We start from the raw sequence: 25,681 nt of genomic DNA, 5'->3' as shown, positions 1-25,681 counted from the left end.
TATTTTAGAAAGCGAATTTTGTTGGGCAATCACCCTTAACAAATCAATCAGTTATAAAAATATTGTGGTTCGCGTTCATAATATCGAAAGCCATTATTTTAAAATGTTGGGCAAAAGTTCCAACAGTTTAAAACAGAAGATTTATTATAAGTTGGAAACATCTAAAATTAAACATTTTTCTGAATTGGTTTTTGATAAAGCTAATAAATTATGGTTCATTTCAAAAGACGATTTATCTACCGTAAACCTTTTAAATAAAAGTGTTTTTATGCCTTTTCCTATTAACGATGAAATTGTTGAACCAACCGAAAAATCAGAAAATAACGTTGTTTTTATGGGATCGCTTTTTATGCAAAATAACACCTTTGGTTTAGATTGGTATTTAAAAAACATTCATCCTTTGCTGATAACCGAAGTTCCTGATTATCATTTCTATATTGTTGGATCTTTAAAAGAGGAAAACAAGGAAATTCAAGAAAAATACAGTCAGTTGCAACAGGTGACTTTTGTTGTAAATGCGCCATGTTTAAAGCAGTATTACCAATTAGCAAAGGTATTTGTTAACCCAATGTTTCATGGCAGCGGCGTAAAGGTAAAATCGGTAAACGCGTTAATAAATGGCGTTTCGCTGGTAAGCACAAGTGTTGGTGCCGAAGGTATTGGCTTAACGCACGATATGTATTTTCATGCCGATGCTATTTTTGAATTTAAAAATCAAATTTTATCGGTTATAAACAATCAACAAAACGCCATCGAAAAAACGTTAAAAGCGCAAGAATATCTTAAAAGAAATAATTATCTTGATGTTTTAAAAACCGAATTGAATGCGTTTAGCTAAAGTTTTTTATTTTAGTACCTGTGCGTTAGCGCTATTTCCTGTTTTAAAACTGAACCATTTCTCTATTTTAATGATGATTTGGTTTGTTTTAGCGTTGATAAATGCGTTTAAAAACAAAACATTTCCACTTTTAAAAACACATAAGTTTACCTTTTTAGTATTGGCATTTTTATGCTTAATGTATGTGTTTTACCTTCCGTTTGCAGATAATTTTAAAGAATTAGGTAAATCAATCACTAAAAGTCTGCCTTTTCTAATTTTTCCATTAGGATTTATTCTGAACAAAGACATTGTTACCAAAAAACTGCTACAAACTTTGGGATCAGTTTACATTATATCCGTTTTTTTATTGAATGGTTTAGGCTGGGTTAAAGTGTTTAATTTTGGTTGGAGTAACGCTTGGCAACAAAACGATTTTTATCATCCCATTTTCCGGAATTTGTTTGCAGAAGCAACATCGTTACACTTACCTTATTTAGGATTACTAACAATTTTTGCCGCTTTGTGGTTAACGTTTAAAATGTTTTTCAACAGAAAAATAAACTTGTTAAGTATTTTAATAATCACCTTTTTGCTAACATCGGCTTATATTTATTCAGCTCGAATGGCATTGGCGTGTTATTTAATTGGTTTGCTGTTTATTGTTTTTAAATCGATCAAAAAGCAAACTGTAAAATGGAGTCTTTTAATCGCATTGCCTTTAGGCGCGCTGGCTTTTTTTTGGTTTTCACCAATGAAGGAACGATACATAAAAGTGGTTGAAAAAGAATTGGTGTTACCGAATAAAGATCAAGAACCACACGAGGTAAATTACCGTTACGGTATTTGGCATTGTGCTAACAATTTAATATCAAATCATTTTGTGTTGGGAGTTGGTGCCGATAAGGTTCAAGAAAAATTAAACAATTGTTATAACGAATTTACCTACAAATCATACGAAGATTTTTCAAAAGTAACCTACAACACACATAATCAGTATTTGGACCAAATGCTTAAATTCGGCATTTTCGGATTGATTTTATTTGTAATGGCGCTTTTTTATTACTATCCAAGTTCGTCGGTTTTATATCAAACATTTATAATTGTTGTTTCCATTAGTTTTTTAACCGAAAACATTTTAGATCGGCAAATAGGTGTTGTATTTGTTTCTTTATTTAATGCTATTTTTGTAATTCTTAAATTAAACAAGGTTGAAAAAAGCATTAGTAGTTGATTGGTTAGATAAATATGGCGGTGCAGAAAAGGTAATTCAAACTTTAGAAGAATGCTTTACTTTTGATGAAGTACATGCTTTGGTTGATGTGATGAATACAACCGAAAAAAATAAAATGTTTCCTAAAAAACAAAAAGTTCAAACTACAAATTTACAGTTGTTTGGATCTAAATTTAGGTTTTTATATCCTTTCTTTTTTAAAACAATAAAACAACTTAAAATTTCAAACGATGTTCAGTTAATCGTTTCAAGTTCACATTCAGTTGCAAAAGGAGTAAAAAAATCTAATCTAAATCAACTACATATAAGTTATTTTCAGGCACCTAATTCTAATTATATTTGGCAAGATGCTCCTTTATATTTTAAAAAAGCCTATCCTTTAGTAAAATGGATTTTGCCTATTTTTAGAAAGTGGGATTATAACGATGCGCAAAATCCAGATTTTATTATCTGTAATTCAAAATTTGTACAAAATTGGGTCAAAAAAAACTATAATCGTGAATCTACTGTAATTTATCCACCTGTAAACCTGCAAGCTTTTCCTTTTAAAGAAGTAAAACAAGATTTTTATGTAATTGCCGGTAGAATGGCAACTATAAAGCGTTTTGATTTAGTGATTGAAGCATTTAATATCAATAAAAAAAGATTAATTGTAATTGGTGACGGCGAAGAGTTAAAGCATTTAAAAAGCATTGCAAATTCTCCAAATATTGAATTTTTGGGTTTTCAGAATGTTGATGTTTTGTCAAGTTATCTTCAAAATGCCAAGGCTTTTATACAAATGGGTGTTGAAGGTTTTGGTATTGCAGCTATTGAGGCACAATCTTGCGGAACGCCTGTTATTTGCTATAAAAAAGGAGGAATAATAGAAACCGTTAACGATAATAAATCAGGACTATTTTTTGCAGAACAAAATTCTGAATCTTTGAATAAATGTATTGAAAAATTTGAAAAAATTCAATGGAATCATAGAGAAATACATGAGCATGCGCAACAGTTTTCTGAAAAAAAATTCCGTGAGAATATTTTACAATTCATAAACTTACATTTAAAATAATTAGATACTTTTAGTTTTAAAGTGTTAATTTTACACCAAACATTTTAACAATGAAACGGGTATTAATTACAGGCGCTGCAGGATTTTTAGGTTCGCATTTATGCGATAGATTTATCAATGAAGGTTTTTATGTTATTGGAATGGATAACCTAATTACCGGCGATTTAAAAAACATTGCGCATTTGTTTAAAAATGAGCATTTTGAGTTTTATCACCACGATGTAACCAAGTTTGTTCACGTACCCGGAAATTTAGATTACATTCTGCACTTTGCATCGCCGGCAAGTCCAATCGATTATTTAAAAATTCCCATACAAACTTTAAAGGTAGGGTCGTTAGGAACGCATAATTTGTTAGGATTGGCAAAAGCTAAAAATGCTCGAATTTTAATCGCATCAACATCCGAAGTCTATGGCGATCCTTTAGTTCATCCACAAACCGAAGATTATTACGGAAACGTAAATACTATTGGTCCTCGCGGAGTTTATGACGAAGCCAAGCGTTTTCAAGAATCGTTAACTATGGCGTATCATAATTTTCATGGTTTAGAAACGCGTATTGTACGTATTTTTAACACGTACGGACCAAAAATGCGTTTGAACGACGGGCGTGTTATTCCTGCATTTATGGGTCAGGCGTTGCGTGGTGAAGATTTAACTATTTTTGGAAACGGAACCCAAACACGATCTTTTTGTTATGTTGATGATCAGATCGAAGGAATTTTTAAATTGTTAATGAGCGATTATCACTTACCTGTGAATATTGGAAACCCGCATGAAATCACTATTAATGATTTTGCAAAAGAAATTATTAAGTTAACCGGAACAAATCAAAAGATTATTTATAAGCCATTGCCAGAAAATGATCCGTTACAACGTCAACCAGATATTACGTTAGCAAAAAAAATATTAAATTGGGAACCAAAAGTGAACAGAGAAGTTGGATTACAAAAAACTTTTGAGTACTTTAAAACTTTATCAGCAGAAGAATTACAAAAAGAAGAACACAAAGATTTTTCTAAATACATTTATTAGTGCAACGTAAAATAGGTAGATATTCTAAGTACTTAAGGCCCATAACCATAACTTTTGATTTAATTGTTTTGGCACTTACTGCTATGTGGATTTTACCAGACCATTTTCAAGGTTTGTATTTTTATTTGTACCTTACTTTTTCGTGGATTGTTATATCTATTACTACAAAATTTTACCAAGTTTACCGTTTTACCAAACTTATACAAATAGCTCAGAAAATAATGAAGCAATATTTTGTATTTGCCCTTAATTTATTTGCTCTGAACGGCTTGTTTACTTTAACAGAAGAATACAGTGTTGTTGGTTACTACTTATTAACAACCGCAGTAATAATTGGTATTGTAAAATATTTTGTTTTTTGGTTGCTTAAAATTTTTAGAAAATATTATAAAGGAAATTTACGTAGAATTGTAATTATTGGTCATGATGAATTAACCAATAATTTTATAAATTTTGTAACAACAAACGATGATTATGGTTATTCGTTAACCAAAAGTTTTTCACTTACAAATACACGATCTAGCGAAATTGTTGCTTTTTGTAACGAACACGATGTAGATGAAATTTATTTAAGTTTAGAAAAAACAACAACCCATCAGGTTTCCTTTTTTATTGATTATGTAGATAATAACCTAAAACTTTTAAAGTTTTTACCCTCTCGTAAAGACTTACTTTCGGCAAACTTAAAGGTAGATTATTATGGTGTAATTCCCGTTATGCCTTCTAGAACAACACCTTTAAACGATCCGTTAAATTATTTTATAAAGCGTGTTTTCGATATTGTTTTTTCATCGTTAGTTATCATTTTAATTATGTCGTGGTTAACTCCTTTAATAGCTATTTTAATAAGGTTAGAATCAAAAGGACCTATTTTCTTCAAACAAAAACGAAATGGTTTAGATTACGAAGAATTTAATTGCTACAAATTTAGATCAATGTTTGTTAACGATAATGCAGATATAGACGAAGCCGTTAAAAACGATCCACGTATAACCAAAATTGGTGCTTTTTTACGAAGAACAAGTATCGATGAAATGCCACAATTTTTCAATGTTTTTGTTGGAACCATGTCTGTTGTAGGTCCACGACCGCACATGCTGAATTTTACAGAAAAATACGCAGTAAAAGTCAATAAGTTCAAAGCACGACATTTTATAAAACCAGGAATTACCGGCATGGCACAAACACACGGTTATAGAGGCGAAATTGAAAACGATACCGATATTATCAACCGCATTAAATACGATATTTTTTACATGGAAAGCTGGTCGTTACTGCTCGATTTAAAAATTATATACTTAACTATTAAAAATGCAATCAAAGGCGAGAAAAAGGCGTATTAATCAGTTTTAAATCTTAATTTTGCAATTTAAAATACAACACAACAACACATGAATATTTTACTTTTAGGATCAGGCGGAAGAGAGCATGCATTGGCATGGAAAATTACACAAAGTACCAAATGCAGTCAATTATTTGTAGCACCTGGTAATGCGGGTATTGCGCAAATTGCCACAAATGTTGCGGTAAACCCAACAGACTTTAATGCTGTTAAACAGTTTGTTTTAGACAATGCTGTAGAAATGGTCGTTGTTGGTCCAGAAGATCCTTTGGTGAAAGGTATTTACGATTTTTTCAAAAATGATTTATCATTAAATAACATTCCCGTAATTGGTCCGTCACAACACGGCGCACAGTTAGAAGGAAGTAAAGAATTTGCCAAGCAGTTTTTGGTTAAAAACAATATTCCAACAGCCCGATACGAAGCTTTTACAAAAGATACGGTTGAAGCAGGGCATGAATTTTTAACCACACTAAACCCACCTTACGTTTTAAAAGCCGATGGGTTGGCTGCCGGCAAGGGTGTTTTAATATTAAACGATTTAGCCGAAGCGCAACAAGAGTTAAGCAATATGTTGATTGATGCTAAGTTTGGCGACGCATCGTCTAAAGTGGTTATTGAAGAGTTTTTAGACGGAATTGAACTGTCTTGCTTTGTTTTAACCGACGGAAAATCGTACAAAATTTTGCCAACAGCTAAAGATTATAAGCGAATTGGCGAAGGCGATACTGGTTTAAATACAGGTGGAATGGGTGCTGTTTCTCCGGTTCCGTTTGCCGATGCAGAATTTATGCAAAAGGTAGAAGAACGTGTTGTAATACCAACAATTAACGGCTTAAAAAATGATGCTATTGAATACAAAGGCTTTGTTTTTATTGGTTTGATAAAAGTAGGAAACGATCCGTTTGTGATTGAATACAACGTGCGTATGGGCGATCCGGAAACCGAAGTGGTTATACCGCGTGTAAAATCAGATCTTGTAGAATTATTTCAAGCAGTTGCAAACCAAACATTGGCAAATGCGGTTTTAGAAACCGATGAAAGAACGGCAACAACAGTAATGATTGTTTCGGGCGGATACCCCGAAGATTACGAAAAAGGAAAAGTAATTACTGGTTTAGATCAGGTGGAAGATTCTATTGTTTTTCACGCAGGAACTACAAAAAAAGACGGAGCTGTTGTTACAAACGGCGGACGCGTAATTGCTGTGACATCGTACGGAGAAAACTTTAGTGAAGCTCTAAAGCAATCATACAAAAACGTTGAAAAAATTAACTTCGACAAAAAATATTACAGAACCGATTTAGGTTTTGATTTGTAAAAACGCACGTTTTGTCACTCTGAACTTGTTTCAGAGTCTCATAAAAAAATTACCCCGTCAAAATTTTAAATTCTGACGGGGTTTTATAATTTAAGAAATGATTTTAAACATCATCAAAATCAACATAGATTTCATCTGATGTTACGTAAGCCTGGCAAGCCAAAACCAAACCTTCTTCAATTTCATCGTCCATTAAAATATGATTGGTTTTCATTTCTGCCGATCCTTTAACTGTACGGCACATACACGAACTGCAAATACCGCCCTGACAAGAATACGGAGCGTCGATACCATGTTTTAATGCCGCATTTAAAATATTTTCGGTACGTGGCATGTTAAAAGTTGTTTCAACATCGTCAACCAAAACGGTCACTTTTACCATACCTTCGCCCGAAACTGGAATTTCGCCGTTGGTAGAACTTGTGGTAAACAATTCATAATGAATTTGCTCTTCGTTAGCTCCGTTTTCCTTTAAAACATCGGTCACTTTTTTAATCATATCCTCCGGACCGCATAAGAAATACTCGTCTACACGTTTATCGTTGTGCTTGTTTTTAAGAACAAAATTAATGGTAGATCGTTCAATTCTTCCAAATAAAGATCCTTCTACTTGAGCTGTTGTAAATGTGTAGTGAACAAAAAATCGACCTAAATATTTATTTTTAAGCGCCTCAATCTCACTAAAATAAATAGTGTCTTCTGCCGTTTTGTTTCCGTAAATTAAAATAAAAGTGGAGTCAGTTCCGCTTTCTAACGTATCTTTTGCTAATGAAATAATAGGTGTAATACCGCTTCCGGCAGCAATTCCAACAATTACTTTAGCATTTGTGTTCTCTAAAATAAATTTACCTTCGGGCGGTGCAACCTCTAATACATCGCCTACTTGTAAATGTTGTGTAACGTAGTTAGAAAACAAACCGCTTTCTACCGCTTTTACAACAACTCTTAATTCGTTACTTTTTGGTGAAGAACTTATAGAATATGATCTTCTAACTTCTGCACCATTTATTGTTGTTTTGATGTTTATATATTGACCTGCTTGAAATTGATAATCTGCTTTTAAATCGGCAGGAACATCAAAAACAATCGAAACAGCCAATGGCGTTTCTCTTCTTATTTCTTTAACCTTTAAGGGATTGAATTTTGACATTTGAATTGAATTTATGCAAAAATACAAAATTACAACGGCTTACTACTGATATTTATCATTTCTGAAACAATTTTATACCTAAAAATTTGATGCATAAAAAAATTATGTATATTTGCCATACCTAAAAGTCATAAGTATATGAAAAAGCAACAACAATTATATAAAGGAAGTTTAAATACCATTATTATGAAACTTCTTGAACAACAAGGTAAAATGTACGGCTACGAAATTACCCAGAAAGTTAAAGAAATTACTCAAGGAGAAATGAATATTACCGAAGGTGCTTTGTATCCGGCATTGCACAAAATGGAAGCCGATGGTTTTTTAGATGTTGAAATGGATCGTGTGGATGGGCGTATTCGTAAATATTACAAACTGACAGAAAGTGGTGTAAAAGAAACAGTTTCGCGTATGGAAGAATTAGAGAATTTCATTCGAAATATGCAAACCATTGTAAACCCGAATTTAAAACTTGATTTTTAATGAAGTTAACTACTGATCAAATCAATCATATAGATTACGTATTAAGAAATGACTATTCATTTGAACATTTCGATGATTTACGTATCGAATTATTAGATCACATCACATCTGATGTAGAACTATCAATTGAAAAGAATTCTATCACTTTTGAAGAGGCTTTACCTAATGTTTTACATAAATGGAACGATGAAATAGCTTGTGATAGAAGTTCATTTTACAATAATGTTCCAAAAATAGTCGGGAATCTTTGGAAAAAACTTGATTGGAAATACAACATTTGTGTTCTGCCACTAACAGCTATACTTACTTTTGGATCTATTCCCTTTATAAAAGAAGTTTGGATTACATATGCAATGTATAGTATTGCATGTATTGGGCTTGTTTTAGGTATTTACTTATTGAACTTGTTTAGAAAAAATCAATTCAACACTGTATTAAGTAAGTACGCTAAAAATAAAATTAAGTTTTACGTTGGTCTTTTTCTTTTTGCAATAATACTCAACATATATGCAAACTATAGCGATGGTGATTTATTATCTCGTCCTGCATTATTTGTGGTTATTCATACAACACTTGTGTTTGCAGTACGAACTATTATTATGCGGAAAAATATAAAAATTGAAAACCAACTTTTAAAAGTGATCTAATGAAGTTATCAGCAGAACAAATACACCAAATAGAAGAGAAACTTTATGTTGATTATGATTTTTATTATGATGATGCAAAGCATGAAGTAATAGATCACATAGCTTCGGAAATTGAAGAAGAAATGGAAACCAATTCATTTGAAGCATCTTTTGATAAAGCTTTTCAAAATTGGCATGATCGTTTGCGAGAAGTTGAATGGACCGGAATGCATTTGTACGGAAAAATAAAAATGCCTTTGTTTTATAAAGATCAGCTATTTTCAACTTTTAGAAATGATCTAATTATTTGGGTTGTAATTTCGTTGCTAGCTCCAGTGTTGATCTATCTTTTTAAAGATTCAATGGAAATAGAAACAATTAATTCTACCGTTTTTATTTATAAGATAGTGGTTTTTGCAGTAGCTGTTTTCCTGAATAAATATACATTAGATAAGTACAAAAGTGGAAATTACACTACTGTTTACGGACAAATTGCAGCATTTTAAATAAAAAAACGCTAGCAGCCATGTGCTTAATGGCTTTTTCATTGATTTTTATGCAACGAGAAATCAAATATTTAGACAATATTGGATTTTGGTTAGGTGTATTGGTATTCTTCAATGCATTTTATTTCATGTTTATTATAAAGTACTGCAACTATTTTCGTCATTTAAAAATGATCAAAAACATTAAGAAATGGAAAAGCGCTTAACAAATCAGCAAATAGATCAACTATTTAATTTTACCAAAAAACATTTGGTAGAACATTACGATGTTCAGGTAGAATTGGTAGATCATTTAGCAAATGCTATTGAAGATCAATGGAAAGAAAATCCGAACATTTTGTTTGAAGACGCTTTACAAACCGAGTTTAAAAAGTTTGGGATCTTTGGTTTTACCGGATTAGTAGAGCAAAAACAAGCCGCATTGCAAAGTCATTATTGGAGAATCATTAAGAAGGAGTTTATCAGTTTTTTCTCTATTCCTAAAATAATTCTTACAGTGGTAATGTTTTATGTATTGTTTCAATTATATTCTAACCCAAATTCTTTTTTGTACAATTATGATTTATTAATACGTATAGGATTTATTGTATTAACATTGGGAATTTACATTTATCAGAGAGTGAAGATACCTAAAAACAAGAAGTTTCTTTTAAATAGCGTTGGAAATTATTTATACGGTTTACCTATTTTTGCTCTTTTCTATTTAAGAACCAATCTACCGGTCAACTCAGACCCTTCACTTTTCAAAATAGTATTATCTAGTGTGTTTGCACAAATATTAATCTTATTTTTTTTGATTTTGTACACAAAAATAATTCCTCTTCTGAAGTATGAAATCAATCAAACAGAACTTAAATTTAGTAAGTTATGAGAAAAATAACCGAACAAGAAATCAATCAAATCTTCGATTTTACTAAAAAGCATTATGTCGAGTTTTATGATGTTCAGGTAGAATTGGTAGATCATTTGGCAAATGCTATTGAAGATCAATGGAAAACGAATCCAAACATTTCGTTTGAAGATGCGTTGCAAATTGAATTTAAGAAATTTGGCATTTTTGGATTTACTGGTTTAATTGAACAAAAACAGGCACAATTGCATAAACACTATAACAAAATGTTGTTGCGTGAAGTGTTGAGGTTTATATCGTTACCCAAAGTAATTATTACAGCTGCATTGTATTTAGTAATCTATTTTTTTATCGAAAACACTGGTTCGCTAGGTGAAGTAATTACTTTAGGCTTTTTGGTAATTTCGTTCTTATTTTTTATGGTTGATGGATTCAGATTTATTTTCAAAATAAAAAAAGAACAAAAGAAACAAGGACGTAGTTGGTTGATACAATCTGTTGCATTTTCTGTTTTTTCGTTACCAACTGTGGGTTTAAGTGGGGGTTATTTCTCAATAGTTAATCAACTTTTTGCTCAAAATTTAAATATTTCAAATTCAGGAATTTATTTTCTAACTACTTTTGTCGTGTTGCAAATCATTTTAATGTTTGTATTTTATAGAGTAATTAAACCAAGTTTAAATCAAAGTATTAAAGAAACAGAAAAAAGATTTCAGTTTGCTTAAATTTGTAAAAATGTAATTTATGAGTCTTTTTAAATATTACAGAATAGCTTTTGTAGTAAGTTTTATAATCTTAATTATAGGATCGGTAGTTAAAGTCACCCATATAGAATTGGGTTTTTTAAACGGAAACAGTTTAATTACCATTGGCTTAATCTCATCGGTTATTTATATTGCCCTTGCGTACTTTATGATATTTAAATCAGAAAAAATGCCTGCTGGCGAAAAATTAATGTGGGTAATTTGTTTTGCTTTGGGTTTTATAGTAAACGTTGGTTTTATATCTTTTGCTACTGCATTGGTATTCTTTATTATAGGATATAAGAGATTGTATTTTAATAAATAATTCGCTATTTTTAACGCTTTTTTACTGTGTTTTTGAATTTTTTTAAGATTTAATTTGTTTTATTTTAATTTTTAAAAAGAATTGCGCTGTGTTAAAAAAATAATTAAATTTAGTGTATGAAATCACTTATACTTATAACTTTTCTGCTAAATTGTTTACTTAGTTATGCGCAAGTAACCACGTCTACTATTGATTCACTTAGGGTTGAGTTAAAGAAAGCTACGAATGATAAGCAAAGAATTGAAGTTTATAAATGGTTAGCTTATTATACATTAATAAATTTTTAGCATTAGCAACTCAAGAAAAATTAGAAAGCGAAATCTTATATGCTTATCAATTCCTAGGCAGTAGTTATTTAAATGATCAAAACTTTCAAAAATCCTTAGAGTTTTATTTAAAAGCTCATGATTTGTCAAAATCTGTAAAGAATAAGGACAAGCAAAGATTAGAAATCTTACAGAATATAGGTTATATTTATTACGAAATGTGAGATTTCGAAAGTGCTATAAGCTTATATTTAGATGCTCTTAAGTATTTTGAAAATAAATCTATGTATGAAAACGTCCCTTTTTTATATAATAATATAGGTATATTATTTCATCAACAAAGTGACTTTAAAAAAGCATTACATTATTATAAAAAAGGCATTGAATTGCTAAAAAAGCATCCCAATATTAATGTTAGTATTGACGCAATGTTAGAAACGAATATTGGTTTAACTTATTTTGAGTTAAATGATTTAGATAATGCGCAATTACATTATGAAAGATCTAATGAATACAATAAAAAATATAACGATCCGCGCATATATACAGTAAATATTGGTAATCTAGCGTCGGTTCATGCAAAGCGAAAAGAATATAAAATTGCAGAAAAATATTTTAATGAGGCAATTTTAAAGAGTAATGAAGCCAATAATATAGAATCGGCTGCGATTAATTATGGCGATTTAGGTAAAATGTATTTGGCAATGTCACGAGACAATCTTCAAAGCAGAAATAATTACTTACAAAAAGCAATAATTAACTTTAACAAAGCGCTAAAAATCTTTAAAGAATTAAATAATTTACGACGATATCAAGCATATGCGTTAAACCTTTCTCAAGCACATGAATTAAAAGGTGACTATATAAAAGCGATGGAGGTTTATAAAGAGCACATTGTTTATAAAGACAGTCTTTTTAATAGTGAACGCGATAGTAAGTTAAACAAAATTGAAATGCAATATGAATTTGAAAAAAAAGAAGAACTGTTGCGCGTTGAAAATGAAAAAGAGTTAGCTTTAAAAGATTTAAAAATTGAAAATGCAGCAAAACAAACTTGGTATCTTCTTATAGGTATTCTTCTGTTAACAATAATTGGTTCTTTATTATACTACCAAAATGGTATCAAAAAAGCACATAATTCTAAATTAATGAATCTTAATAAAGATTTAAGGGTTAGTAATCAAGTTAAAACACGGTTGTTAAATATTCTAAATCATGATTTAAGAGCGCCAATATCTAACATTATTAAACTAATTTACTTACAGCAAAACCCTAAATTTAAATTAGATATTAATGAGCAATACAACCTGCAAAAAGAAACTTTAACATCAGCAGAGAATTTATTAGACAATATGAATGATTTACTGATATGGGGTAAAGGGCAAAAGGTCAATTTTAAACCTAAATTTCAAGAAGTAAACCCCGGTATTGTTTTTAAAGACATAGCTGCTTTTTTTGTAAATTATAGTACCATTTCTTTAAGGTTCGAAAATCTAGATAAGTTAACATTAAAAACAGATGAAGATTATCTAAAAACAATTATGCGAAACCTAACCTCGAATGCAATAAAAGCAGTGGAGGCAACCCATAACCCCGAAATAGTTTGGAGATTATATACAGAAAATAATGGAGTTGTTTTGTCAATTTCTGATAACGGAAAAGGCGCGGAACAAAACCAATTTAAGCCTCTTTTTAACGAAGATTTATTAGTAGGAATTAATACAGGTTTAGGTTTGCATCTTGTTCGTGACATTGCCAAAATACTACAAGTTAAAATTACTGTAAGTACACACGTAGAAAAAGGAACAACGTTAAAGATTATTTTTCCTTCCTCTTATTCATAAACTATAACATGACAAATAAAACAAGAATAAAAAGAGGAAGTCTCATTAGTGGTGAAGCTTCCTCTTTTTATTTTTAATCAACAAAAAATAATCTAAATCACTGTATTTTCCTATTGACTTTTGTGTTTCTTCTGAAGTTGTGAAACGATTTCTTTTTATTCTTCTGTTGCATCGTTTTCTGTATACTCAGGATAAAGAAAGTTATTGTACGGAAAGCGTGTAATATGAATTTGTCTTACCGCTTCGTATACCTTATGGCGTAATTCTTCAAAATTTTCTTTTTCTGTAGCTGATATAAAAACGGTATTGTTTTCGCCAACTTTACTCATCCATGTTTTTTTCCATTCATTAATAGAGTAATGTTTAGACGATCGTTCAATCATTAAATCTTCTTCATCAAATTTTTCAGCTTTGTACGCATCAATCTTATTAAAAATCATAATAGTTGTCTTGTCATCACTTTTAATATCCTTTAAAATTTGATTTACCGATTCAATATGATCTTCAAATTCCGGATGCGAAATATCTACAACGTGTAATAACAAATCTGCTTCGCGTACTTCATCTAAGGTCGATTTAAAAGATTCTACCAATTGTGTAGGTAACTTTCTAATAAAACCAACTGTGTCCGATAGTAAAAAAGGCAGGTTTTTAATAACTACTTTTCTAACAGTAGTATCTAAGGTTGCAAAGAGCTTGTTTTCTACAAAAACTTCACTTTTTCCCATGGCATTCATTAAGGTAGATTTTCCTACATTGGTATAACCAACCAATGCCACGCGCACCATAGCTCCACGATTACCGCGTTGCACAGCCATTTGGCGATCAATTGTGCGTATTTTTTCTTTTAATAAAGCAATACGATCTCTAACAATACGTCGGTCAGTTTCAATTTCAGTTTCACCAGGTCCACGCATACCAATACCACCACGCTGGCGCTCTAAGTGTGTCCACATACCCGTTAACCTAGGCAACAAATATTGAAATTGGGCTAATTCAACTTGCGTTCTAGCGTATGACGTTTGTGCACGCTGGGCAAAAATATCTAAAATTAAATTGGTACGATCTAATACCTTACAATCTAATTGTCGTGATAAGTTTTTTTGCTGGGCAGGCGTTAACTCATCATCAAAAATTAGTGTATCAACCTTGTTTTCTTTGATGTAGATTTCAATTTCGTCTAATTTTCCAGTACCTACAAATGTTTTAGGGTTTGGTTTATCCGTTTTTTGCGTAAACCTTTTAACCACTTCCCCACCTGCGGTCTGTGTTAAAAACTCTAACTCGTCTAAGTACTCATTAAGTTTTTCTTCGGATTGGTTTTGGGTGATAATTCCCACCAATACGGCTTTTTCGTAATTAATTTCTTCTTTTTCTAACATTATTTTTTTTAATGAGATATATAGGTTTAATGCAAATTTATTAAAATACCACGTAATAGTTTGCTGTAAGTTAATGCTATAGTTGTTTTTTTTTAAATATTGAAAAAAATCTTGATTATATTAAATTAATATTGTTATTTTAGTAATTTCTTAACAGAGGCTGTTTTGAAGAGAAACAAAAGCATTAATAAAAGTTGAAAAATAAAATTATATTTGTAATATTGAAAACATAAATATGTCCTTTATGAAAATAAATAAAAGTATTGTTGCGGTAGTTTGTATTCTACTAGGAAGTTTTAAAGGGCTTGCTCAGCAAGATCCTCACTATACACAGTATATGTACAATCAAAGTATATTAAACCCAGCGTATGCGGGTATAAATGATTATATGTCAACAGGTATTTTGTATAGATCGCAATGGTTGGGAATGGAAGGTGCTCCACAAACGGCAACCGCATTTTTACATACGCCAGTTGCAAAAAATCTTGGTGTTGGTTTGTCTTTTATGAATGATAATATAGGTCCAGTTACCGAGAATTCTGTTAATGTAGATGTTTCTTATACCATTCGTTTAGGGCAAGGTCACAGTTTAGCATTAGGTGTAAAAGGTGGTGTTACAATGCAAGAAATAGGCTTGTTTAGTAAAATTAATAATACATTACCTGAACAAAATGACATAGTTTTCGCTGAAGATAGTAGCTCAACATTATTCAATGCAGGTGTAGGTGCTTTTTATTTTACAAATAAGTATTACGCAGGTTTTAGTGTTACTAATTTATTACAAAATACTTACTTAGAAAAGAATAACAAGAAATTTGGAACAGATGTAGCACACATGTTTTTAACAGGTGGTTATGTGTTTGATATAAATAACCAATGGAAGTTTAAACCATCTACTATGTTAAAAATGGCTGTAGAGTCTCCTGTTTCTGTTGATATATCTGCAAATGCTTTATACGATAATAAGTTAGAAATGGGTGTTACGTACCGTTTACAAGATTCGTTTGGTGCAATGATTAATTACAGAATTACACCAAAATTAAGAGTGGGGTACGCTTACGATTATATTACATCTGATTTAAATTACTCAACAAGCGGTTCTCATGAAGTAATATTATTGTTTGATATCTTCTACAAGAAAAAAGTATCTAGTTCACCACGTTTCTTCTAACAGCTGCTAAATAATAATTATGAAAAAAATATACTTATCCCTTTTATTAATAGGTTCTTTATATACAGCGCAAGCACAAAACACAGCATTTATCAGTACACCTGAAGAGCGTTTAAAGCATGCCGACAATTTATTTAAAAGATATGAATTTGTTGAAGCAGCAGAGCACTATAAAAAATTAGTGCGCGGCGAAAAAACCGATGCTTATGTGGTAGTACAGTTAGCTGAAACCTATTACAATTTATTTAATACCGTAGAATCTGCGAAGTGGTATGCAAAGGCAATTGAATTAAACCCAAATCAAGATGCCGAAGTTTACTATAAATATGCACAAATGCTTAAAGCAAGTGGGCGTTACGATACTTCTAACAAAATAATGAAGAAGTTTGCCGATTTAAAACCGGAAGACTCACGTGCTATTGATTTTATGCAAGATCCAGATTACATTCCTGCATTAAGAAGCCAAGAAGCACTTTTTACCTTTGAAGACAGCAGAATGAACCATTCTGAATTTTCTGATTTTGGTGGATTTTTAACTACCGATAATACATTTTATTTTGCTTCTGCACGCGATGAATCTAAAAAGAAATATGGTTGGAATAATCAACCTTTCTTGAATGTATACGCTGCAACCTATGTGTCCGATGAAAATAAATTCAAAGACATTAAACCAGTGGGTGAATTAAATACAAAACATCACGATGGACCAACAACGGTAACAGCAGATGGGCAAACGATGTTTTTTGCTACAGAAAGTTTCCGTGGCGGAAAGTTTGAAAGAGACAAGAAAAACCGTTTAAAGAAAGGTAAAGTAAGTGTTTACCGTGCAAAGTACAATGGAAAAAAATGGACAGATATTGAACCTGTTCCATTTAATTCACCACACTATATGGTAAGTAACCCAGCTGTTTCACCAGACGGTAAAATGTTATACTTCGCATCTGATATGCCTGGAACTGTAGGTGATATGGATATTTGGCGTGTTGCTTTAAATGAAGATGGTACTTATGGGACTCCTGAAAACATGGGAACAATCGTTAATACAGAAGGTCGTGAATCATTTCCGTTTGTATCAGATGATGATAAATTAATATTCGCATCTAACTCACACAAAGGTTTTGGTGGTTTAGATTTGTATATGTTTGATTTAACCGATCCAAATGCAAAAGTGCGCAACATTGGTGACCCAATTAATACAGCAAAAGACGATTTTCATTTATCTTATTATTCAGACAAAGGAATTGGTTTCTTATCAACAAACCGTGTAGGCCGTGACGATATTTATAAAGTGCGTCCTGTTTGTGTTACCGAAATGGTAATTACAGTTAAAGATCAAAAAACAGGAGCTATCTTAAAAGATGCGCAGGTTGCAATTTTAGATTATGATAAAAATGTAATTGAAACACGTTTTACAGATGCTTACGGAATTGTACGTTATGATACCGACTGTAACAAAGTTTTTGCTTTACAAGTAACTTCAGAAGGCTACGAAAGTAAAGATGTAGAGCTACAGAAATGGGGAGATGGTAAATATCCGATCGATGTGGAGTTACGCCCAATTGAAATGTTGATTAAAGATGATATTAAAATCATTTTAGGTGATATTTATTTCGAATTCGATAAATCGAACATTACACAACAAGGTGCGTTTGAATTAAACAAATTAGTTCAAATTATGCAACGTAACCCAAATATGAGAATTAAAATTGAAGCACATACCGATAATAAAGGTAGCGATGCTTACAACTTAAGATTATCAGAAGATCGTGCACGTGCTACAAGACAGTATGTTATATCTAAAGGTATTAATGCTGCTCGTTTAGAAGCTCGTGGATATGGAGAAAGCGTACCAAGAGTTGATTGTGGTGCAGATTGTACACCAGAACAAGACGCAATGAACCGTAGATCAGAATTTATTATTACACAAAAATAGTAACAACCTATTATTTAGTTAAAAAGACCTCATTTTTTGAGGTCTTTTTCTTTATTTAAAGTTTTGGCACAGTACTTGATATTTTGTATATATAAAACATAAAACAATTTAAAAATGAAAATATTTAGATTCGCATTAATAGCAATAGCAATGTTAACAACAAGTGTTGGTATTGCGCAAAACAACAGGGGTAATGCAACTGTTGTAGCTCAGAATTACGATATTTCTGATAATTTGGATTTGCAGGCAGTAGCATCTATTTTTGGTGAATCTAGAGATTTAGAAGATTTTGAGCGTAGAATAAACGATCCATCGGCACAAATATCAAACCTAGATTTAAATAACGATAATTATGTTGATTATTTACGTGTGGTTGAAGTTGGTGAAAGCGATGTTCGTGTAATTGTAATTCAGGCAGTTTTAGGTCAAGATCAATTTCAAGATGTGGCAACTATAGAAATGGAGCGTCAACGAAATAAAACAGTGCACGTACAAGTAGTTGGTAACTCATACATTTACGGACCTAACTATATTTATGAACCTTTTTATCATACAACACCAATGTTTTTTGATATGTTTTGGTTAACAACTTACCGTCCGTATTATTCACCTTGGTATTGGGGGTATTATCCAACATATTATTCATATTGGCGACCAATGCCGGTGTTTAGATACCATAGCCATATCTATTCGCACATTAATCACAGAAACAGATATTCTTACACAGATAACCGTAGATTAGTTCGTGCAGATCGTATGTATAGCAATGTAAGAGGGAATTCTTTAGAGCGTCAAAACCCTAACAGATCTTTTGCAAGCCGTAATGAAAATGTATCAAACCGTAGAGCTTTAGAAACTACAAGAGATAATTCAAGATCCAGAAATAATATAACTGAAGGAAACTCAAGAGGAGTAAACAGAAGTGAAAATGTTAGTAGAGTTCAGAATGCAGATAGTAGAACTATTTCTTCAGGAAGAGCTACAACTGTAAATTCAGGAAGACAAAGAGTTTCAAGCGAAGAGTTTTCAAGAAACAGATCTTCTAATGCAACATTAAGATCAGACAGAGCAACTATTCAAAATAATAATAGTAGAATTAGATCTGGTAATTCAACAATAAGCAGAGAAGCTGCTCCGGCAAGCTCTAGAATTGAACGTTCATCACGTATTTCATCACAACCAAATAGAAGTTTTAGCCAACCAAGTTCTTCATCTTCTTCAAGCAGAAGTTCGGCTCCATCAATGAGTCGTAGTTCATCACCAAGTATGAGCAGATCTTCAGCTCCATCTATGAGCAGAAGCAGCGGAACATCAGGTGGTAGCAGTAGAAGTTCATCAGGTGGCGGAATGACTAGAGGGGGTAGATAAATAAAAATTATTCAAAAAATTAAGAGTGCTGAAAAGCACTCTTTTTTATTGTATTTAACTGAATAAAGCTTTTAGTTCTGTAGCTTCACTAGGTTTCATTTTACCTGCTAAAACAAGGCTTAACTGTTTTCTACGTAAAGCTGCTTCAAAGCGACTAATTTCTTCTTCGGTTTCTGGTGTTATCGTTGGTATTTCAATTGGCGCACCCATTTCATCAACAGCAACAAAGGTATAAATAGCTTCGTTTGCTTTTTGGCGGTTACCCGATTCGCGATCTTCAATCCAAACATCAAGAAAAATTTCCATAGAAGTTCTAAAGGTTCTAGAAACTTTCGCTTCAATAGTTACCACACTTCCTAAAGGAATACTTTTGTTAAACGCAACATTGTTTACAGATGCTGTTACACAAATTCTACGCGAATGTCTACGTGCGGTTATACTTGCGGCACGATCCATTCGGGCAAGTAATTCGCCGCCAAATAAATTGTTTAAAGGATTTGTTTCACCCGGAAGTACTATATCGGTTAAAACAGTAATGGAATCTTTAGGAGTTTTAGGCTGCATATTAATTTTTTTACAAAAGTAGCAGAAAATAATCTAATAGTATATTAAAAAAGACCCAGAAAGGGTCTTTAAATATTAATTTTCAATAAAAATCCAAGCGTCTTTATTTACTTTTTCATGTATTTGTCGTAAATCTTTTTGCGCTTCTTCTTGCGATGTGTAGCTGTTGTAAACTACTTGGCGCATATTGTGTTTAGATTTTGATAAATATTTTGCATTTGTGTAACCTTTTGCCTTAAGTTCGTCTGTTAAAATCTGCGCTTTAGCTTCGGTTTTAAAAGCGCCAGCAACAATGTGAAAAGGTTTGTTAGGCTTAGTAACTTCAGCAACTTTTTCTTTAATAATTTGCGGAGCCTCAATTACAAAGGTTGCCTGTTGTAACTTTTGTTCAATTTGAGTTTGAACATCTTTTTCAACGGCTATTTTTTTCTCTTGATATACTTCATATTCTTGGTAAGTTGATACCGAACTATACAAACCAACTGCCGCGGCAACTACTGCTGCATAACGCATCCATTGTAAACGTGGTTTGTTTTTGGTTGTAGTTGCTAATTCAATAACTTTAGTTTCGGTTTGTTGCTCACGAGTTAAAGCGGTTGCCATAACTGCGGTTAGTCCAAAAGAAGCTGTTAAATAATTAGTAGATCCAACTGGTTCAAACTGAATTTTTTGTTCGCTATTTAAAGAAAGTTCTCCAATGTTTTTAAGGTAAACAACTTTTTTATTGCTTAAATCGTCTTTCCATAAAGCACTTTGTTCTTGTATTAAAACAACAGCCTCGTTAAAAGAAATATGCTCTTCTAAGGCAATGTGGTTTGCCAATAAACCGTCGTTTTGTTGTAACAAGCTGTTAAACAACAAGGTTTTCTTTGGTGGCGCAAACGTATTGCTTGTTTCGTTATAGCGTGCAGAAACAGTTTCGGTAATAAAAGCACCAAAACCAGGTACCGTTACGCACTGGTAACGATATAATAATGCTGAAATATGTTTTTCGATCATCATAAGGCAAAAATAACCAATCAATACATTTTAAAGAAATTTATTCACAAATGTTATTAACAATTTTTGGTTTTTGTTGATAACATTTTAAGGCTGAATGCATTTCGTATTTATCAAATTTAAAAAAAGATTTATATTTATAAAAGAATGATAATCAAAAAAGTAAATGAATCAGTTAACTTTAACATCTTACCTTAAACTACTGGCTTGCGATGGGGTTGGTGTATTGTCTGCCCGAAAATTGCTTGATCTTTCTAAAAATGTAAATAGTTTGTTCGATGCGAGCAACAAGCAGTTTTTTGCAGATTTTAATATTCCGAAATCAATACAGAATGCCCTTTTAAAGTTTGATAAAAATGATTTGATTGAAGCAGAAGCAAAGTTTATAGAAAAGAACAATATTCAATGTGTTGGAATTTTAGATGATACCTATCCGAAACTTTTAAAGGAATGTGCCGATGCGCCTATACTTTTGTTTTATAAAGGCGATCTTTCTCTTTTAAATAATAATTGTTTGGCGATTGTTGGAACTCGAAAAATATCAGCCTACGGAAAAGAAGTTACATCAAAATTAATGGAACATTTGCAACCTTATAAACCCACAATTGTAAGCGGAATGGCTTATGGAGTTGATATCGCGGCTTATCACGAAGCTAAAAAATTCAATTTACCAACTGTAGGAATTATGGGAACCAGTTTTAAAAAACTGTATCCTGCAATGCACAAGAATTTTTATAATGATTTATTTAGTAACGGATTAATTATCACCGAATATGCCGGTTTTAATATGTTGGTACCAGAATTATTTACACGCCGTAACAGAATTATTGCCGGCTTATGCAATGCGACGGTAGTTATTGAAAGTGCAGAAACAGGTGGATCGTTATCAACTGCCTATTTTGCCAACGATTATGCTCGGGAAGTTTATGCTGTACCGGGAAAGATAAACGATGATTTCAGTAAAGGCTGTTTACGATTGATACACGAAAACCGTGCACAACTGCTTTATAATTTTGATCATTTAATTGCCGATTTAAATTGGAATACAACTGCAGAACCAAAGAAACAAGCGGAAGTTAAAAAAGAAATCAACCTAAATGATTTTACAGCATTGCAACAAACTATTTTAAAGAGTTTACAAAATGAACCGTTGCATATTGATGAACTTGCTTTACAAACAAACTTGGATATGTCTGTTTTAAACGCTGAATTAATGATGCTGGAACTAAACGGAATCGTTGTGGGTTTACCCGGAAAAGTTTTTAAAGTAAAAGAATAAAATTCAAATAACTCTGCCAAAGTTTTAAACATTGGCAGAGTTTAAGCTTTAGAATACTAAAAATCCCAGACATTGAATTGTCTGGGATTTTTGTTTTATACAAAATCTATTTTAATACCCCAACTTCTCTCTAACTCGGTTTAAGGTTCCGTTTGCAATAACAGCGGCTTTTGCAGCACCTTCTGTTAAAAACTGGTCCACTTCTTCCAAGTTGTTCATATAGTACGTATATTTTTCGCGTATGTCCTTAAACTTATCACATATCAATTCAAACAAGGCTTGTTTTGCATGTCCGTAACCGTAATTCCCACCTAAATAATTAGCACGCATTTCCGCAGTTTGCTCTGGTGTTCCTAATAACTTGTAAATAGCAAATACGTTGCAGGTATCAGGGTTTTTAGGTTCTTCTAACGGAGTAGCATCAGTAACAATTGCCATAATTTGCTTGCGTAGCTTTTTATCGTCTTCAAAAATATTAATGAAGTTGTTGCGACTTTTACTCATTTTTTCGCCATCAGTTCCGGGAACGGTCATAATATCGTCCGAAATTTTAGCATTCGGTAATACAAACGTTTCTCCCATTTGGTTGTTAAATCGCGATGCCACATCACGCGTAATTTCCAAATGTTGTAATTGGTCTTTACCAACTGGCACAAATTCGGCATCGTACAATAAAATATCAGCAGCCATAAGCATTGGGTAAGTAAACAAACCGGCGTTTACATTTTCCAAATAACTCGATTTATCTTTAAACGAATGTGCCAACGTTAAACGCTGAAACGGAAAAAAACAGCTTAAGTACCAGGTAAGCTCACAAGTTTGCGGCACACTCGATTGTTTGTAAAAGGTAACACGGTTGGTGTTTAACCCACAAGCAAGCCAGGTTGCAGCCACACTGTATGTATTTTCTTTTAATATTTTAGCGTCTTTAATCTGTGTAGCCGAATGTAAATCGGCGATAAACAAAAACGTTTCATTTTCAGGATTATTTGCCATTTCAATAGCAGGCAAAATAGCTCCTAAAAGATTTCCAAGGTGTGGGGTTCCGGTACTTTGAACTCCTGTTAATACTTTTGCCATTCTTTTAAAATTAATTTTTACAAATTTAAAAGTTTATAACGTTAGTTGTTAAAATTATTTATTTATTAATTTGCAGTGTCTAACAAAAAAAACATGAACTTTTTAAAGAACACCATCTGGTTTTTATGGAAAATATGGTTTTACCTAATTATATTGGTGGTAATTGTGGTGCTTTCACCTTTTTTAATCATTTCATTATCAACCGATAAATTTTACCGATTCTTTTTCTTTTTAGCGAGAATTTGGGCGTATGCGGTGTTTTACGGAACAGGTTTTAGAAAATCTATCGTTACCAAACAACATTTCAATCCAAACAAAAGTTATATGCTTACGGCAAACCATACTTCGATGATGGATATTATGCTGATGCTTATTCTAGTTAAAAATCCGTTTGTTTTTGTTGGAAAGAAAGAACTGGCAAAGTTGCCCATTTTTGGATATTTCTATAAAAGAGCTTGTATTTTGGTAGATAGAACAAGTTCGGTAAGCCGACAAAAAACTATGATTGCTGCGGCACAAAAGCTGGCAAGTGGTTTAAGTGTCTGTATTTTTCCCGAAGGCGGTGTGCCACATGACGAATCGATTGTTTTAGATGATTTTAAAGACGGAGCTTTTCGTTTGGCGATCGATTTTGGAATTCCGGTGGTTCCTATGACGTTTATCGGGCTAAAAAAGATGTTTCCTTTCCGATTTTTTGCAGGATATCCTGGAAATGTGTTCATTTACCAGCATCCATTTGTTGAAACCAAAGGATTAACCCAACGCGATAAACCCGAATTAAAAGACCAAGTGCGTGAATTGATCTTACAACCTTTATTAAAGCATGAAAAAAATAATCATTCGTAGTTTAATAGCAATTGTTTTATTAGCTGCTGCTGTTTTACTAGTACTTAAATTTGTTCGACTGCAACACGAAGTTTTAAAAGAAATGGCTGTCAGGTTTATATTGAACTCCGATAAAGCAAAAGATTTCCTAAACCAAAATCCCGATTTTAATCAAGACGTTGTTTTCTTGGCAGATATGGCTATTAAAAGTCGGTACAACCGCTTTTATGTGTACGATGTAAAGAACGACAGTATTTTGCACAAAGGTTTGGTGGCTCATGGAAAAAGGATCGAATACCGGAATCTACGATGAACTGCAGTTTAGTAATGTAGAAGGCAGTAATATGACATCGTTAGGAAACTATAAAGTGGGAGTAGATTATGTAGGCAGATTTGGAAAGTCGTACAAACTGCATGGTTTAGATAAAACCAACGACCAAGCGTTTGCACGTTACGTGGTTTTACATACCTATACTTTTATGCCGCACGAAGAGCAATTGGTGCCCATTATTAATAGCGAAGGCTGCCCAATGGTAAGTAACGAAACCTTTAAAATTTTAGAAAAGATTATTGATAAAAGCAAAAAACCTATTTTGTTAAGGATTTATTATAAGTAATGCGACTAGTCATCCTGAACTTGATTTAGGACCGCACAAGAAAGAGATAAACTTCATAAATCTTTCTATGTAGGCGCAAAGTCAGGAGACTTTGCGTAGCGGGGAGTTTTGTTTTTTATTAATTTCCCTCACCTTCATTGTTCATATCAAGTTTTCCAATATTATTGTAAATTATTGGTTCTACGTCAAAAGTCACTGGAATATTATGCGGTTTGCCTAATAAATTTGTCCCTCTATGAAATTTATTATTGCTAATTGTCACATCGTTTTCATACCAACAATCAAAAAAGTTTACAAAGTCTTTAAAGTCGTTGTTAGTTATGATTACCGGATTTCCTGTCTTGTTATGTCCACCTGCTTGAAAGTCTAAGTAGTTGGCAAAAGTGCAATTGTCTATTGTCAGCCCGCCCAAAAAGTAAGTAAAAACGAATTGGCAGTTTTTGAAATGGCAGTTTTTCAGTATTACTGGTTTGTCAAAATGCGTAACACTACCAGAAAAATATTCTATAACGCAATTCTCAAATACAACTTCTTTATACCAAGTGTCTGATGTTTCAATTTTTAGCTCTCCGTCAACATAACAGTCGGTCAAAGGTCTTCCGTCTTTTAATAAGTCAGTCGCCCTTTCGGTTGTTATGTTATGTTTCGGTTGTGTTGCCATATTAATTCTGCTAACTCTCAAATATACGCAATTATACCTTTTTTTGATTAAAAAACTTTACATAACCTTAAAAATAGCATATTTAATGTGAGATGTTTAGTCATTTTTGTTAGTAGCATGCACTCGGGTGTTGCAAAATACAAATCGGGTGCTGCAAAACACAAATCGGGTCGGTAGCAATGCAAATCGAGTGCTAAAAAATAC

General features: G+C 32.3%; 26 protein-coding genes. 20 read left to right on the top strand and 6 right to left on the bottom strand.

The window, feature by feature from the left end:
* The 6 genes from EG242_RS08645 to purD all read left to right on the top strand — a co-directional run.
* A partial coding sequence (locus tag EG242_RS08645) for a glycosyltransferase family 4 protein (RefSeq protein WP_124899494.1) occupies positions 1 to 838 on the top strand: 838 nt, incomplete at its 5' end.
* On the top strand, positions 825 to 2,051 hold the full coding sequence (locus tag EG242_RS08640; RefSeq protein ID WP_124899493.1) for an O-antigen ligase family protein: 1,227 nt from the start codon (positions 825 to 827) through the stop codon (positions 2,049 to 2,051). The genes EG242_RS08645 and EG242_RS08640, both read left to right, overlap by 14 nt.
* On the top strand, positions 2,029 to 3,108 hold the full coding sequence (locus tag EG242_RS08635; RefSeq protein ID WP_124899492.1) for a glycosyltransferase: 1,080 nt from the start codon (positions 2,029 to 2,031) through the stop codon (positions 3,106 to 3,108). Before EG242_RS08640 ends, EG242_RS08635 begins: the two co-directional genes overlap by 23 nt.
* A 50-nt stretch (positions 3,109 to 3,158) precedes the next feature.
* On the top strand, positions 3,159 to 4,142 hold the full coding sequence (locus EG242_RS08630) for a UDP-glucuronic acid decarboxylase family protein (RefSeq protein ID WP_124899491.1): 984 nt from the start codon (positions 3,159 to 3,161) through the stop codon (positions 4,140 to 4,142).
* Entirely contained in the window at positions 4,142 to 5,485 is a 1,344-nt protein-coding gene (locus tag EG242_RS08625; RefSeq protein ID WP_124899490.1) for an exopolysaccharide biosynthesis polyprenyl glycosylphosphotransferase, read from the top strand. The genes EG242_RS08630 and EG242_RS08625 overlap by 1 nt, the downstream gene beginning before the upstream one ends.
* Before the next feature lie 48 nt (positions 5,486 to 5,533).
* The gene (purD, locus tag EG242_RS08620; RefSeq protein WP_124899489.1) at positions 5,534 to 6,805 is read left to right on the top strand and encodes a phosphoribosylamine--glycine ligase; all 1,272 of its coding nucleotides are present in this window, start codon (positions 5,534 to 5,536) and stop codon (positions 6,803 to 6,805) included.
* Positions 6,806 to 6,908: 103 nt separating this feature from the next.
* Here the strand turns inward: purD and EG242_RS08615 are convergent, their stop codons facing one another.
* Positions 6,909 to 7,955 (bottom strand): 2Fe-2S iron-sulfur cluster-binding protein, encoded by a 1,047-nt coding sequence (locus EG242_RS08615; RefSeq protein ID WP_124899488.1) that lies wholly within the window; start codon positions 7,953 to 7,955, stop codon positions 6,909 to 6,911.
* A gap of 138 nt (positions 7,956 to 8,093) precedes the next feature.
* Here EG242_RS08615 and EG242_RS08610 point away from each other — a divergent pair, with 138 nt between their 5' ends.
* The 7 genes from EG242_RS08610 (at position 8,094) to EG242_RS08580 (ending at position 13,598) form a co-directional block, all read left to right on the top strand.
* Positions 8,094 to 8,438 (top strand): PadR family transcriptional regulator, encoded by a 345-nt coding sequence (locus EG242_RS08610; protein WP_124899487.1) that lies wholly within the window; start codon positions 8,094 to 8,096, stop codon positions 8,436 to 8,438.
* Positions 8,438 to 9,085, top strand: coding sequence for a hypothetical protein (locus EG242_RS08605; protein WP_124899486.1), 648 nt, complete (start codon positions 8,438 to 8,440; stop codon positions 9,083 to 9,085). Before EG242_RS08610 ends, EG242_RS08605 begins: the two co-directional genes overlap by 1 nt.
* Positions 9,085 to 9,570 (top strand): hypothetical protein, encoded by a 486-nt coding sequence (locus EG242_RS08600; protein ID WP_124899485.1) that lies wholly within the window; start codon positions 9,085 to 9,087, stop codon positions 9,568 to 9,570. The genes EG242_RS08605 and EG242_RS08600 overlap by 1 nt, the downstream gene beginning before the upstream one ends.
* A 190-nt stretch (positions 9,571 to 9,760) precedes the next feature.
* The gene (locus EG242_RS08595; RefSeq protein WP_124899484.1) at positions 9,761 to 10,441 is read left to right on the top strand and encodes a hypothetical protein; all 681 of its coding nucleotides are present in this window, start codon (positions 9,761 to 9,763) and stop codon (positions 10,439 to 10,441) included.
* The gene (locus EG242_RS08590; protein WP_124899483.1) at positions 10,438 to 11,145 is read left to right on the top strand and encodes a hypothetical protein; all 708 of its coding nucleotides are present in this window, start codon (positions 10,438 to 10,440) and stop codon (positions 11,143 to 11,145) included. Before EG242_RS08595 ends, EG242_RS08590 begins: the two co-directional genes overlap by 4 nt.
* Positions 11,146 to 11,164: 19 nt before the next feature.
* Positions 11,165 to 11,488, top strand: a complete 324-nt coding sequence (locus EG242_RS08585) for a hypothetical protein (RefSeq protein WP_124899482.1) — start codon at positions 11,165 to 11,167, stop codon at positions 11,486 to 11,488.
* Positions 11,489 to 12,038: 550 nt separating this feature from the next.
* Positions 12,039 to 13,598 carry a tetratricopeptide repeat-containing sensor histidine kinase gene (locus EG242_RS08580; protein WP_124899481.1) on the top strand — a complete coding sequence of 520 codons (1,560 nt, stop codon included), beginning with the start codon at positions 12,039 to 12,041 and terminating at the stop codon, positions 13,596 to 13,598.
* A 155-nt stretch (positions 13,599 to 13,753) separates the two neighbouring features.
* Here EG242_RS08580 and hflX read toward each other — a convergent pair whose 3' ends face one another.
* Complete coding sequence (gene hflX / locus EG242_RS08575) at positions 13,754 to 14,980, bottom strand: GTPase HflX (protein ID WP_124899480.1); 1,227 nt, start codon at positions 14,978 to 14,980, stop codon at positions 13,754 to 13,756.
* A gap of 244 nt (positions 14,981 to 15,224) precedes the next feature.
* Between hflX and EG242_RS08570 the strand changes: the two genes are divergently transcribed.
* The 3 genes from EG242_RS08570 to EG242_RS08560 all read left to right on the top strand — a co-directional run bounded on the left by EG242_RS08570 (position 15,225) and on the right by EG242_RS08560 (position 19,452).
* On the top strand, positions 15,225 to 16,151 hold the full coding sequence (locus tag EG242_RS08570; protein WP_124899479.1) for a PorP/SprF family type IX secretion system membrane protein: 927 nt from the start codon (positions 15,225 to 15,227) through the stop codon (positions 16,149 to 16,151).
* A 19-nt stretch (positions 16,152 to 16,170) separates the two neighbouring features.
* Entirely contained in the window at positions 16,171 to 18,084 is a 1,914-nt protein-coding gene (locus EG242_RS08565; RefSeq protein WP_124899478.1) for an OmpA family protein, read from the top strand.
* Positions 18,085 to 18,198: 114 nt separating this feature from the next.
* The gene (locus tag EG242_RS08560) at positions 18,199 to 19,452 is read left to right on the top strand and encodes a hypothetical protein (protein WP_124899477.1); all 1,254 of its coding nucleotides are present in this window, start codon (positions 18,199 to 18,201) and stop codon (positions 19,450 to 19,452) included.
* Positions 19,453 to 19,506: 54 nt separating this feature from the next.
* Here EG242_RS08560 and EG242_RS08555 read toward each other — a convergent pair whose 3' ends face one another.
* Positions 19,507 to 20,016, bottom strand: a complete 510-nt coding sequence (locus EG242_RS08555; protein ID WP_124899476.1) for an acyl-CoA thioesterase — start codon at positions 20,014 to 20,016, stop codon at positions 19,507 to 19,509.
* A gap of 75 nt (positions 20,017 to 20,091) precedes the next feature.
* Positions 20,092 to 21,018, bottom strand: coding sequence for an HU domain-containing protein (locus EG242_RS08550; protein WP_124899475.1), 927 nt, complete (start codon positions 21,016 to 21,018; stop codon positions 20,092 to 20,094).
* A gap of 163 nt (positions 21,019 to 21,181) precedes the next feature.
* Here EG242_RS08550 and dprA point away from each other — a divergent pair, with 163 nt between their 5' ends.
* Positions 21,182 to 22,294 (top strand): DNA-processing protein DprA, encoded by a 1,113-nt coding sequence (gene dprA / locus EG242_RS08545; RefSeq protein ID WP_124899474.1) that lies wholly within the window; start codon positions 21,182 to 21,184, stop codon positions 22,292 to 22,294.
* Between the two features lie 111 nt (positions 22,295 to 22,405).
* On the opposite strand, the gene trpS is transcribed toward dprA, so the two are convergent.
* A complete protein-coding gene (trpS, locus tag EG242_RS08540; RefSeq protein WP_124899473.1) occupies positions 22,406 to 23,374 on the bottom strand; it encodes a tryptophan--tRNA ligase in 969 nt (322 codons plus the stop codon).
* A 93-nt stretch (positions 23,375 to 23,467) separates the two neighbouring features.
* On the opposite strand from trpS, the gene EG242_RS08535 reads away from it, so the two are divergent.
* From EG242_RS08535 to EG242_RS08525, 3 genes are read left to right on the top strand one after another with little or no spacing between them, the layout of a single operon-like run.
* Complete coding sequence (locus EG242_RS08535) at positions 23,468 to 24,220, top strand: lysophospholipid acyltransferase family protein (protein WP_124899472.1); 753 nt, start codon at positions 23,468 to 23,470, stop codon at positions 24,218 to 24,220.
* Positions 24,198 to 24,512 (top strand): murein L,D-transpeptidase catalytic domain-containing protein, encoded by a 315-nt coding sequence (locus EG242_RS08530; RefSeq protein ID WP_124899471.1) that lies wholly within the window; start codon positions 24,198 to 24,200, stop codon positions 24,510 to 24,512. Before EG242_RS08535 ends, EG242_RS08530 begins: the two co-directional genes overlap by 23 nt.
* A complete protein-coding gene (locus EG242_RS08525; protein WP_124899470.1) occupies positions 24,478 to 24,816 on the top strand; it encodes a murein L,D-transpeptidase catalytic domain-containing protein in 339 nt (112 codons plus the stop codon). Before EG242_RS08530 ends, EG242_RS08525 begins: the two co-directional genes overlap by 35 nt.
* Positions 24,817 to 24,934: 118 nt before the next feature.
* On the opposite strand, the gene EG242_RS08520 is transcribed toward EG242_RS08525, so the two are convergent.
* Positions 24,935 to 25,477 carry a hypothetical protein gene (locus EG242_RS08520; protein ID WP_124899469.1) on the bottom strand — a complete coding sequence of 181 codons (543 nt, stop codon included), beginning with the start codon at positions 25,475 to 25,477 and terminating at the stop codon, positions 24,935 to 24,937.
* Positions 25,478 to 25,681 lie beyond the last annotated feature (204 nt).

This window comes from Paenimyroides viscosum, from assembly GCF_003858535.1.
GTDB lineage: Bacteria > Bacteroidota > Bacteroidia > Flavobacteriales > Flavobacteriaceae > Flavobacterium > Flavobacterium viscosum.
The sequence above is the reverse complement of the archived record's forward strand: the minus strand, read 5'-3'. Positions and strand labels throughout refer to the sequence as shown.

What these genes read in the sequence shown, in the direction of transcription:
- EG242_RS08595 (WP_124899484.1), top strand. Translation starts at nt 9,761, where the DNA reads ATGGAAAAGCGCTTAACAAATCAGCAAATAGATCAACTATTTAATTTT.
- EG242_RS08570 (WP_124899479.1), top strand. Translation starts at nt 15,225, where the DNA reads ATGAAAATAAATAAAAGTATTGTTGCGGTAGTTTGTATTCTACTAGGA.
- EG242_RS08580 (WP_124899481.1), top strand. Translation starts at nt 12,039, where the DNA reads ATGTATGAAAACGTCCCTTTTTTATATAATAATATAGGTATATTATTT.
- EG242_RS08610 (WP_124899487.1), top strand. Translation starts at nt 8,094, where the DNA reads ATGAAAAAGCAACAACAATTATATAAAGGAAGTTTAAATACCATTATT.
- hflX (WP_124899480.1), bottom strand. Translation starts at nt 14,980, where the DNA reads ATGTTAGAAAAAGAAGAAATTAATTACGAAAAAGCCGTATTGGTGGGA.
- EG242_RS08535 (WP_124899472.1), top strand. Translation starts at nt 23,468, where the DNA reads ATGAACTTTTTAAAGAACACCATCTGGTTTTTATGGAAAATATGGTTT.
- purD (WP_124899489.1), top strand. Translation starts at nt 5,534, where the DNA reads ATGAATATTTTACTTTTAGGATCAGGCGGAAGAGAGCATGCATTGGCA.
- EG242_RS08590 (WP_124899483.1), top strand. Translation starts at nt 10,438, where the DNA reads ATGAGAAAAATAACCGAACAAGAAATCAATCAAATCTTCGATTTTACT.
- EG242_RS08565 (WP_124899478.1), top strand. Translation starts at nt 16,171, where the DNA reads ATGAAAAAAATATACTTATCCCTTTTATTAATAGGTTCTTTATATACA.
- EG242_RS08530 (WP_124899471.1), top strand. Translation starts at nt 24,198, where the DNA reads ATGAAAAAAATAATCATTCGTAGTTTAATAGCAATTGTTTTATTAGCT.
- EG242_RS08550 (WP_124899475.1), bottom strand. Translation starts at nt 21,018, where the DNA reads ATGATGATCGAAAAACATATTTCAGCATTATTATATCGTTACCAGTGC.
- EG242_RS08600 (WP_124899485.1), top strand. Translation starts at nt 9,085, where the DNA reads ATGAAGTTATCAGCAGAACAAATACACCAAATAGAAGAGAAACTTTAT.
- EG242_RS08630 (WP_124899491.1), top strand. Translation starts at nt 3,159, where the DNA reads ATGAAACGGGTATTAATTACAGGCGCTGCAGGATTTTTAGGTTCGCAT.
- EG242_RS08615 (WP_124899488.1), bottom strand. Translation starts at nt 7,955, where the DNA reads ATGTCAAAATTCAATCCCTTAAAGGTTAAAGAAATAAGAAGAGAAACG.
- dprA (WP_124899474.1), top strand. Translation starts at nt 21,182, where the DNA reads ATGAATCAGTTAACTTTAACATCTTACCTTAAACTACTGGCTTGCGAT.
- EG242_RS08640 (WP_124899493.1), top strand. Translation starts at nt 825, where the DNA reads ATGCGTTTAGCTAAAGTTTTTTATTTTAGTACCTGTGCGTTAGCGCTA.
- EG242_RS08605 (WP_124899486.1), top strand. Translation starts at nt 8,438, where the DNA reads ATGAAGTTAACTACTGATCAAATCAATCATATAGATTACGTATTAAGA.
- EG242_RS08520 (WP_124899469.1), bottom strand. Translation starts at nt 25,477, where the DNA reads ATGGCAACACAACCGAAACATAACATAACAACCGAAAGGGCGACTGAC.
- EG242_RS08585 (WP_124899482.1), top strand. Translation starts at nt 11,165, where the DNA reads ATGAGTCTTTTTAAATATTACAGAATAGCTTTTGTAGTAAGTTTTATA.
- EG242_RS08555 (WP_124899476.1), bottom strand. Translation starts at nt 20,016, where the DNA reads ATGCAGCCTAAAACTCCTAAAGATTCCATTACTGTTTTAACCGATATA.
- trpS (WP_124899473.1), bottom strand. Translation starts at nt 23,374, where the DNA reads ATGGCAAAAGTATTAACAGGAGTTCAAAGTACCGGAACCCCACACCTT.
- EG242_RS08560 (WP_124899477.1), top strand. Translation starts at nt 18,199, where the DNA reads ATGAAAATATTTAGATTCGCATTAATAGCAATAGCAATGTTAACAACA.
- EG242_RS08525 (WP_124899470.1), top strand. Translation starts at nt 24,478, where the DNA reads ATGGAAAAAGGATCGAATACCGGAATCTACGATGAACTGCAGTTTAGT.